Here is an 8,956-nt window from a genome sequence, read left to right on the forward strand (position 1 = left end):
GACGAGGCCGTTGGCGTCGATGTCGAACGTCACCTCGATCTGCGGCACGCCGCGCGGCGCGGGCGGAATGCCGACCAGGTCGAACTGGCCGAGCATCTTGTTGTCCGCCGCCATCTCGCGCTCGCCCTGGAACACGCGGATCGTCACCGCGCCCTGGTTGTCGTCGGCGGTGGAGTAGGTCTGCGCCTTCTTGGTCGGGATGGTCGTGTTGCGGTCGATCATCCGGGTGAACACGCCGCCCAGCGTCTCGATGCCCAGCGACAGCGGCGTCACGTCGAGCAGCAGCACGTCCTTGACGTCGCCCTGCAGCACGCCCGCCTGGATCGCCGCGCCCATCGCCACGACCTCGTCCGGGTTGACGCCGGTGTGCGGCTCCTTGCCGAAGAAGTTCTTCACTACCTCGCGCACGCGGGGCATCCGCGTCATGCCGCCGACCAGCACCACCTCTGCGACGTCGCCCGCCTTGATGCCGGCGTCGGCCAGCGCCTTGCGGCACGGCTCGAGCGTCCGGTTGACGAGATCCTCGACCAGCTTTTCCAGATCGGCGCGGCTGATCTGCTTGACCAGATGCTTCGGTCCCGTCTGGTCGGCGGTGATGAAGGGAAGGTTCACCTCGGTGGACTGCGCGCTCGACAGCTCGATCTTCGCCTTCTCCGCAGCTTCCTTCAGCCGCTGGAGCGCCAGCTTGTCCTTGGTGAGGTCGATGCCCTCCGTCTTGCGGAAGTCCGATGCCAGGAACTCGACGAGCTTGTTATCGAAATCCTCGCCGCCCAGGAACGTATCGCCGTTGGTGGCCTTCACCTCGAACACGCCGTCGCCGATCTCGAGCACCGAGATGTCGAACGTGCCGCCGCCCAGGTCATAGACCGCGATCGTCTTGCCGTCCTGCTTCTCCAGCCCATAGGCAAGCGCCGCGGCGGTCGGCTCGTTGATGATGCGCAGCACTTCCAGACCCGCGATCTGGCCGGCGTCCTTGGTCGCCTGGCGTTGCGCGTCGTTGAAGTACGCCGGCACGGTGATGACGGCCTGCGTGACCGTCTCTCCCAGATGCGCCTCGGCCGTCTCCTTCATCTTCTGGAGCGTGAAGGCGCTGATCTGCGACGGGCTGTAGTCCTTGCCGCCGGCCGTCACCCACGCATCGCCATTGGGACCGCGCGCGATCTTGTACGGGACGAGCTCGGTATCCTTCCTGGTCACCGGGTCGTCGAAACGGCGGCCGATCAGGCGCTTGACCGCGAAGATGGTGTTGTCGCCGTTGGTAACGGCCTGGCGCTTGGCGGGCTGGCCGACCAGCCGCTCGCCGTCCTTGGCGAAAGCGACGATCGACGGCGTGGGGCGGGCGCCCTCGCTGTTCTCGATCACCTTTGGCTTGCCGCCCTCCATCACCGACACGCAGCTGTTGGTGGTGCCGAGGTCGATACCGATTACTTTGGCCATGATTGCGTGAGCCCCTCACGAAGATTGAACCGTTGGACCGCATACCGGACAGCGACGCGATCCATGTTACAGCGCCGGATATAGGTGGGGTCCGGCTTGTCGCAAGACGGCGCGGAGGGTAGGCCCGACCTGTCCCACAGCGAGAGGAACCGGCGCGCTCCGCCGGTCGCGCCCATGAACCGCCGTCGTCCCCTATCCGCCATCGCCGTGCTGCTCGCCGCATCGCTGGCAACCGCCGGCTGTTCGAAGCCGAAGCAGCTGTACGTCGATCGTGCGTGGGTCCGGCTGCCGGGCGTCGCGCACCAGCCCGCCGCCGTCTATTTCACGGTACACGGCGGCCCGGTCGCCACGACGCTGATCGACGTGTCGTCCGACGTCGCGATCCGCAGCGAGATGCACGAGACGATGACGAGTGCGGGGACGAGCGCGGGGACGGGCACGGGGACCGGCACGGCGGGCGGCGGGCGTCCGGGCACGGCGGCGATGACGCGGATGACGCCGCTGCAAACCGTCGCGATCCCCGCGGCGTCGCTCGATGCGTTCGCGCCCGGCGGACGGCACGTGATGCTGTTCGGCCTCGCCAGAAGCGTGAAGCGCGGCGGCACGATGGCGCTCACCTTCACCTTCGGCGACGGCGAGCGCATCCTGCAGACGGCGTCGGTGCTGGGCGCGGGCGATCCGCCGCCCGGCGACTGACACGACGTGGTGAGACGCCCGCTCACGCCCGGCGAGACCGCGCTCGCCCGGTCGGTGTACGGCGACGCGATCGACTATGCCGGGGTCCGCCTCATTCGCGGCAAATGGGCGTTCTTCCAGCCGCGCCATGTCGTCATGGCGCCGCGTGGCGCGATCCACTTCCACCCCTCCGGCGACCTGTGGCGCGACGATTTCGCCACCGCGTCGCTGGCGGACCAGGGATTGTTCATCCACGAGATGGCGCATGTCTGGCAGCACCAGCGCGGGCTGTTCCTGCCGCTGCGCCGGCATCCGTTCTGCCGCTACGACTACAGCTTCCGCCCCGGCCTGCCGCTCCACCGCTACGGGATCGAGCAGCAGGCGGAGATCGTCCGCCACGCCTTCCTGTTGCGCCGCGGCGCGCGGGTGACGGGGGCGCCGGACCTCGCGCGGTACGAGAGCGTGCTGCCTTTCGCGACGGGCGCCGGCTGAAGGGTCAGTCCAGCCGGCCGAACGGCAGCAGCCTGGACGCGAGCGCCTTTGTCGCGTCGGCGTTGCCGGCGCGCAGCGAGGCCAGCACCGCCGTCGCGGATCGCTGCATCAGCCGGTCGAGCACGGTCAGCGTCGAGGCGCGGGTCGCCGCCTCGGCCAGCGAGCGGCCCCGCGGGTCCGAGGGATCCATCTCGAGCCGCAGCAGCGCGGCGATCCCGGAATACAGCGCGTGGTTGCCGCCCAGCGCCACCGACCGGTCGAGCGCGTCGAACCCCACCTTCTTCTGTGCGCCCAGCACGGTGCGACCGACCAGGCCGCCGAGCCGGTTGACCCCGCCGACGTGCCACGCGCCCAGCGCCATCAGCACATCGGCGTCGCGCGGATCGCGCGCGGTCAGCAGCTCGAACTGCTTGCGCGCGCCCACCGCATCGGCGCGGTTGCCGGTCAGCTTCGCGCGATAGCCCAATGCCATGGCCTGCATCAGCAGGGCTTCCATGTCGCCGGGCGACCGGCGCAGCGCAACACCGGCCGCCGCCTGCGCCTCGGTGACGCGGGCGAGCGCGGTGTCCCGGCTGTCTTCGTAGAACGAGGCGCGGGTCAACAGGTCGCGCGCCGAGGCGGCGGTGGCGACCTGGGCCATCGACGGCGATGATGGTGCAAGCCCAGCGCCGGCGAGCACCAACGCCGCCGCCCGCCAGATCCCGCGCGATTTCCGCATTGTTTCCCGCGCCCTTCGTTGATCCTGTTCCCGAACGGCCCGCGCCCGCTTTCGCTCCGGCCGCGACGCCGCAGATCGGGGCTTGCCCCAGACGTGTTGAAAACTCGTGAAAAGGCCGGCGCCGATACCGGCCGGCCGGACCTACAGGGCGTCGAAGTCGATCGGGGCATCCTTGTCGAGCGCCTGGTCCGCCGGCGGCATCGGGTATTTGAGGCCGGTGGCGCAGTTGAACAGCACGCAGCGGTCGCCCTCACCCACCAGCCCCTGCCCGCGCGCGCGGCGATAGGCGGCGAGCGTCGCGCCGCCCTCCGGACACAGCAGCAGCCCGTCGCGAAGCGCCGCGTCCTTCACCGCCGCCCCGATCTCCTCGTCGGTCACCGCCAGCGCGCGCCCGTCGCTCGCCCGTACCGCGCGCAGGATCAGGAAGTCGCCCACCGCGCGCGGCACGCGAATGCCGGCGGCGATCGTGTGCGCGTCCTCCCATCGCTCGGCATGTTCGACACCGTCCTCGTACGCCTTGACGATCGGCGCGCAGCCCGCTGCCTGCACCGCGTACATGCGCGGGCGCGCAGGCCCGATCCAGCCCAGCGCCTCCAGCTCGTCGAACGCCTTCCACATGCCGATCAGGCCGGTGCCGCCGCCGGTGGGATAGAAGATCGCGTCCGGCAGCGTCCAGCCGAGCTGGGCCGCAAGCTCCAGGCCCATCGTCTTCTTGCCCTCGATCCGGTACGGTTCCTTCAGCGTCGAGAAATCGAACCAGCGTCCCTCCGCGGCCCCGCGGCCGACGATCGCGCCGCAATCGTCGATCAGGCCGTTGACCCTCCATACGTGCGCGCCCTGCATCGCGATCTCGCGCACGTTGATCTCGGGCGTGTCGGCGGGGCAGAACACGATCGTCTCGATCCCCGCCCTGGTCGCATAGGCGGCGAGCGCGGCGCCCGCGTTGCCGTTGGTGGGCATCGCGATGCGCGTGACGCCCAGTTCCTTCGCCATCGCCACCGCCATGACGAGGCCACGCGCCTTGAACGATCCGGTCGGTAGCCGCCCCTCGTCCTTCACCAGCACGTCGCCGCCCAGCGCGGACCCTTCCAGCGGGATCAGCGGCGTCTCGATCTCGCCCAGGCTCACGATGTCGGCCGTTTGCCGCACCGGCAGCAGCTCGCGCCAGCGCCACAGGTCGGTCGGCCGCGCCGCCAGCATCCCGCGCGGCAGGTTGCCGCGAACCGCATCGAGGTCGTACCGCACCAGCAGCGGCCGGCCGACGCGCGACAGGCCGTGAAGCATGTCCGCCTCGTACCGCTCCCCCGTCATCGAGCATTCGAGGTGCGTGACGAACGTCGCGCGATCCGTGACGAGGTTGGGGTTGGGATTCGGGTTCATGGCACCCCTCTTAGCGTCCGCGGAACCCCCGTCGAGACGGATTTCAAATCAGCCCCCCTACGTCTCTCCTTCCTGCGGCATTAATTGAACTAGGTATAAGACTCATGACTTGGAGTGGACGAGTAATGCGGCACGGAGTAGCTTTGGGTAATATTGGAGGAACGTATGCGGGCGATAATAGTAAGGCTGGCGCTGCTTGCCGTTCCTAGTCAGCTGTTTGGCGAACCACGAATGTCGAGTTGCCCAACGCCCTCGCCAAGCGATGTCCATTCATCTGGACGACTGGCACGAGCATTGTTGACGGCCCGATCAGCAAAAATCGCGAAAGGTGAGTTCGAGACAACTGCTGCTTTTCAAGCTAGAGCATCTATAGCAGCAAAGGTCATTGCACCTGAGGGTGATCTAACAATCCTCTGGCCAGCGCATGGATTTGCATACGACGCAGACAGCGAGATTGTCACATACCCGAGGTATGATTTTAATATGGGATGCTCTGCAAACCCAAAAGATGCATCATACGCAACGGGCAGACCGATTTGCATTGAACAAGATCAGGCATCTACGTCACATCGTGAGATAAAATCCACCGCTATGGGCGCTCGAGCTGTGGTTCAAGTGATACATCAAAACCGTGTTGGATTAGCGTTAGGTTCGAACCAATCTAAAACACTTTTTGGCTACGAGCTGACCAATATATTCCGGTTTTCTGCTAGTCCTACCAATGCTAAGTCGCTTAAGGAAAACGGAGTCTTTGTATTACGCGGCATGCCAAGGCAGCCATTTTTTGTAACTGCATCTCATTACTCTGAACCTACTTTAGATTCGCCGGTGGAGGTGTATGGAGAGGACGCACTTTTAGTGTTTCGACTGGATTGCCTCTCGATTGCGGATGGGAAGACAGGAGAGGTTTTCGAGACAGTCCGGGTCCACGATCCTGATGAAGAAACGCCTAGCCCTATTAATACACCGACTACCGCATCTCGTACTGTGCGCCGGTCGTATGTGTCTCCTGAAGATATCCGAACCGGAAAAGTCAAAGTAAATGACTAGGTCCTTGACCTCTGCTGCTGACTAATGACGCCCGGAACTGCTTGCAAGATAAAGCGGGATACCCGTCAGCTTAGCTATGTAAGCTTACCGGCTGCGTCGGAGCCGAGCCACTCATCTCTCGTTGCCAAGAAGAAGAACAGCTACAGCTTATGCTTCCGCCAGACGCGCCGTCAGCAGCGAGCGCACGTCGACCCGCGCCTTCAGGCGCGCCGCCAGCAGCGCGGTGCCGCTGATCTTGCGCTGGACGAACAGCGTGTCGACAGGCGGCAGGTGCCAGGCGGCGCGATCGGCGGCGATCCCCGTCCCCTCCTCGCGCAGCACGGCCACGAAGCCGCGGTCGCCGAAGTCGAACGCGCCGGGCCGGTTGAGCTCGCGCAGCACCACGTCGATCATCGCGTTGACCTGAGGCCGGTGGCGATCCATCGCGGCCGCGCCGACGAAGCCCGCCTCAACCGCCGCGTCGCGCACCCCGTCCCGCTCGCCCGCGAGTGCCGCGGTCAGCAGCCCGCGATAACTGCCGGCCGTCGCGGCGGGCACCGCGCGCGCGGCGCCGAAATCGAGCAGCACCAGCCGGCCGTCCTCCCCCCCGGCGCCGGGCTGCCAGCGATAGTTGCCGAAATTGGGGTCGGTCTGCATCAGCCCGAAGTCGAACAGCTCGCGCAACACCAGCCCGATCAGCGTCGCCGCCACGCGGTCGCGCACCTCCTGCGGGGCCTGCGTCAGCGTCTCGACGGGCACGCCCGCCACGAAATCCATCGCCAGCACCTGCGACGTCGTGAACGCCGGGTCGGGCGCGGGCACCACGAAGCGCGGATCGTCCGCCAGCAACGCGCCGAACGCCGCGAGCTGGCGCGCCTCGCGCTCGTAATCCGCTTCCTCCGCCAGCTGGCGCTTGGCCTCGCCCAGCAGCGGCGCGACGTCGAGCCCGGCCGGCAGCAGCCCTGACACGCGCAGCAGCGTGGCCACGTTGTCGATGTCGGAATCGATGCTGACCGCGACGCCGGGATATTGCACCTTGATCGCCAGCACCCGGCCGTCGTGCGTCGTCGCGCGGTGGACCTGGCCAATCGAGGCGGCGGCGATCGGGCTCGCCTCGAACCGGGCGAAGCGGGTGCGCCAGCCTGCGCCCCATTGCGCGGTCAGCACCTGTTGCAGCTGCGCGGGCGGCATCGGGCTCGCCTTGTCGCGTAGCCGCGCCATGATGGCGGACAGTTCCGGCGGCAGCAGGTCGCCCGCGTCCATCGAGATCATCTGACCAAGCTTCATCGCCGCGCCGCGCAGGTGCGCGAGCTGGTCGGCGAGCCGCCCGATGTTGCCCGGCGTCAGCAGCAGGTCGTTCAGGCGCGGGCGTTGGCCCGCGGCCAGCCGGCGCGTCCCCTCCGCCACCATCCCGCCGGCGACGCCGCCCGCCAGCTTGCCGAAGACGCCGAGCCGGGCGAGGCGACCGCTGGGCACCGCCCGCCCCGGCCGGTCGAAACTGTCGTCGGCCATCGTCGTCATCACCTCGATTGTGCCAGCGATCTGGGGCCGGCCTATATCGGATCAACGGTGGACGCCGGCGATGTGGATCACCATCTTTGCGGAAAGGAGACCGCCATGACGCAGTATCGCCGCACCGACGAAGCCATCGCCGCCCTGAACCCCGAGGAGTTCCATGTCACGCAGAAGAGCGGCACCGAGCGGCCGGGCACGGGCAGGCTGCTGAAGAACAAGGAGCCGGGCGTCTATGTCGACATCGTGTCGGGCGAGCCGCTGTTCGCCAGCGCCGACAAGTACGAGTCCGGCTGCGGCTGGCCGAGCTTCACCAGGCCGGTCGAGCCCGCCAACGTCGCCGAGCTGAGCGACCGCACGCTGGGCATGGCGCGGGTCGAGGTGCGGTCGAAGCATGGCGACAGCCATCTGGGCCATGTGTTCCCCGACGGCCCGCGCGATCGCGGTGGCCTGCGTTATTGCATCAACTCGGCCTCGCTGCGCTTCGTGCACCGTGACGACATGGAAGCGCAGGGCTATGGCGCCTATCTGCCGCAGGTAGAGCCCGCCTGACGGGAGGGCCGACGGGGCGCGGCCCCGCGCGCACCAGCAGCAGCGCGAGGACCGGCGGCAGGCCGACGCCGATCCAGGCGAGCAGGCTCCAGCGCCCCTGACCCGCAAGGCCGGCCGCCAGCCCCGCCGCCGTGAGGCAGGCGAGCAGCGCGGGGACGCCCAGGGTCGCCGCCATCGACCGTCGCTTGCGGAGCCGTGTCATGCCGTGCCGATCGCGGCCATGGCCCGTATCCGGTCATGCCCGGTCCATAGTCGCGCGGCCCACAGCCGCAGCCCGCCGACGAGTACCGCGATCGTCAGGACGTCGAGCACCGCCCAGATCAGCTTCAGCGGCAGTCCGGCATAGTCGCCGAAATGAAGCGGCTGCGCGAGCAGCAGCGCGGCCATGTACCAGGGCATCGGCCGCACCGCGTCGAGCCGGCCCGTGCCCGCATCGACGAAGGCGGGCGTCAGCAGCCGGCGGGTGAGTGGCGTCGTCCCCTGGAGAAACAGGCCGTAGTGGCGACGGCTGGTGAAGGCGACGCCGGGGAAGGCGACGAACTGCAGATGGGTGGCGGGGGCCGCGCGCATTGCCGCGTCCACCGCCGGCTGGAGCGGCGCGAGCCGGCCTGTGAACCGCGGCCCGTCCGGGTCGGCGATCGCGGCGAGCTGGTCCGCCTTCCACAGCCCGGTGACGGGCACCACCAGCGTGTTGACCGTGCCGGTCAGCCCGACCACCACCGCCCAGGCAAGCGTCGCGATGCCGAGCAGGTTGTGCCGGTCGAGCCGCCGCACCTGCGCGCCCCGTTCGCGCCGGACCGTGCCAAAGCCGAGCCGCGCCATGAACGGCACGTACAGCACCACCCCCGACACGATCGCCGCGACGAACAGAGCGCCCATCGCGCCGAGAAAGAACTCCGCCCCCTGCCCCAGCAACATGTCGGTATGCAGCCGCAGCACGAACGCGGTGATCCCTGCCCCATGCGGCGGCGGCAGCACCGCGCCGGTACGCCGGTCGAGCGACTGGAAGTGCATCGCCGCCGCGGGCGCATCGGGCGAGGCGGCGGTCGTGACGTTCGCCACCGGCCGGTCCTCGTCGAGGCTCAGGTACAGCGGCATCTCGCCCGGCCGGTTCGCGACCGCGCGCGCGACCAGCGCGTCCAGGTCCGGCGCGCGCGTTCC

The 8,956-nt window shown here is 68.2% G+C and carries 9 protein-coding genes; 4 read left to right on the forward strand and 5 right to left on the reverse strand.

Annotation, left to right across the window (positions count from 1 at the left end; translation table 11 throughout):
• On the reverse strand, positions 1-1,437 hold a 1,437-nt coding region (gene dnaK, locus HUV01_RS08620; RefSeq protein WP_174297881.1), incomplete at its 3' end, for a molecular chaperone DnaK.
• 174 nt (positions 1,438-1,611) lie between these two features.
• On the opposite strand from dnaK, the gene HUV01_RS08625 reads away from it, so the two are divergent.
• A complete protein-coding gene (locus HUV01_RS08625) occupies positions 1,612-2,133 on the forward strand; it encodes a copper chaperone PCu(A)C (protein ID WP_254606513.1) in 522 nt (173 codons plus the stop codon).
• Positions 2,134-2,139: 6 nt separating this feature from the next.
• Positions 2,140-2,604, forward strand: coding sequence for a vgr related protein (locus HUV01_RS08630; protein WP_174297882.1), 465 nt, complete (start codon positions 2,140-2,142; stop codon positions 2,602-2,604).
• 4 nt (positions 2,605-2,608) lie between these two features.
• Here the strand turns inward: HUV01_RS08630 and HUV01_RS08635 are convergent, their stop codons facing one another.
• Together HUV01_RS08635 and HUV01_RS08640 are read right to left on the reverse strand one after the other, a co-directional pair.
• Positions 2,609-3,244 (reverse strand): hypothetical protein, encoded by a 636-nt coding sequence (locus tag HUV01_RS08635; RefSeq protein WP_174297883.1) that lies wholly within the window; start codon positions 3,242-3,244, stop codon positions 2,609-2,611.
• 219 nt (positions 3,245-3,463) lie between these two features.
• Complete coding sequence (locus HUV01_RS08640) at positions 3,464-4,702, reverse strand: threonine synthase (RefSeq protein ID WP_174297884.1); 1,239 nt, start codon at positions 4,700-4,702, stop codon at positions 3,464-3,466.
• Positions 4,703-4,999: 297 nt separating this feature from the next.
• Between HUV01_RS08640 and HUV01_RS08645 the strand changes: the two genes are divergently transcribed.
• Complete coding sequence (locus HUV01_RS08645) at positions 5,000-5,752, forward strand: hypothetical protein (RefSeq protein ID WP_174297885.1); 753 nt, start codon at positions 5,000-5,002, stop codon at positions 5,750-5,752.
• Positions 5,753-5,899: 147 nt separating this feature from the next.
• On the opposite strand, the gene HUV01_RS08650 is transcribed toward HUV01_RS08645, so the two are convergent.
• Positions 5,900-7,243: an ABC1 kinase family protein gene (locus HUV01_RS08650; protein ID WP_174297889.1), complete on the reverse strand. Its 1,344-nt coding sequence runs from the start codon at positions 7,241-7,243 to the stop codon at positions 5,900-5,902.
• 105 nt (positions 7,244-7,348) lie between these two features.
• Between HUV01_RS08650 and msrB the strand changes: the two genes are divergently transcribed.
• The gene (gene msrB, locus HUV01_RS08655) at positions 7,349-7,795 is read left to right on the forward strand and encodes a peptide-methionine (R)-S-oxide reductase MsrB (RefSeq protein ID WP_174297886.1); all 447 of its coding nucleotides are present in this window, start codon (positions 7,349-7,351) and stop codon (positions 7,793-7,795) included.
• A gap of 198 nt (positions 7,796-7,993) precedes the next feature.
• Here the strand turns inward: msrB and HUV01_RS08660 are convergent.
• On the reverse strand, positions 7,994-8,956 hold a 963-nt coding region (locus HUV01_RS08660; protein ID WP_174297887.1), incomplete at its 5' end, for a PepSY-associated TM helix domain-containing protein.

Source organism: Sphingomonas bacterium, assembly GCF_903643035.1.
GTDB lineage: Bacteria > Pseudomonadota > Alphaproteobacteria > Sphingomonadales > Sphingomonadaceae > Sphingomonas.

Bases quoted from the DNA above. Each gene is read 5' to 3' on its own strand.
- HUV01_RS08640 (WP_174297884.1), bottom strand. From the start codon at position 4,702: ATGAACCCGAATCCCAACCCCAACCTCGTCACGGATCGCGCGACGTTC.
- HUV01_RS08635 (WP_174297883.1), bottom strand. From the start codon at position 3,244: ATGGCCCAGGTCGCCACCGCCGCCTCGGCGCGCGACCTGTTGACCCGC.
- HUV01_RS08650 (WP_174297889.1), bottom strand. From the start codon at position 7,243: ATGGCCGACGACAGTTTCGACCGGCCGGGGCGGGCGGTGCCCAGCGGT.
- HUV01_RS08625 (WP_254606513.1), top strand. From the start codon at position 1,612: ATGAACCGCCGTCGTCCCCTATCCGCCATCGCCGTGCTGCTCGCCGCA.
- msrB (WP_174297886.1), top strand. From the start codon at position 7,349: ATGACGCAGTATCGCCGCACCGACGAAGCCATCGCCGCCCTGAACCCC.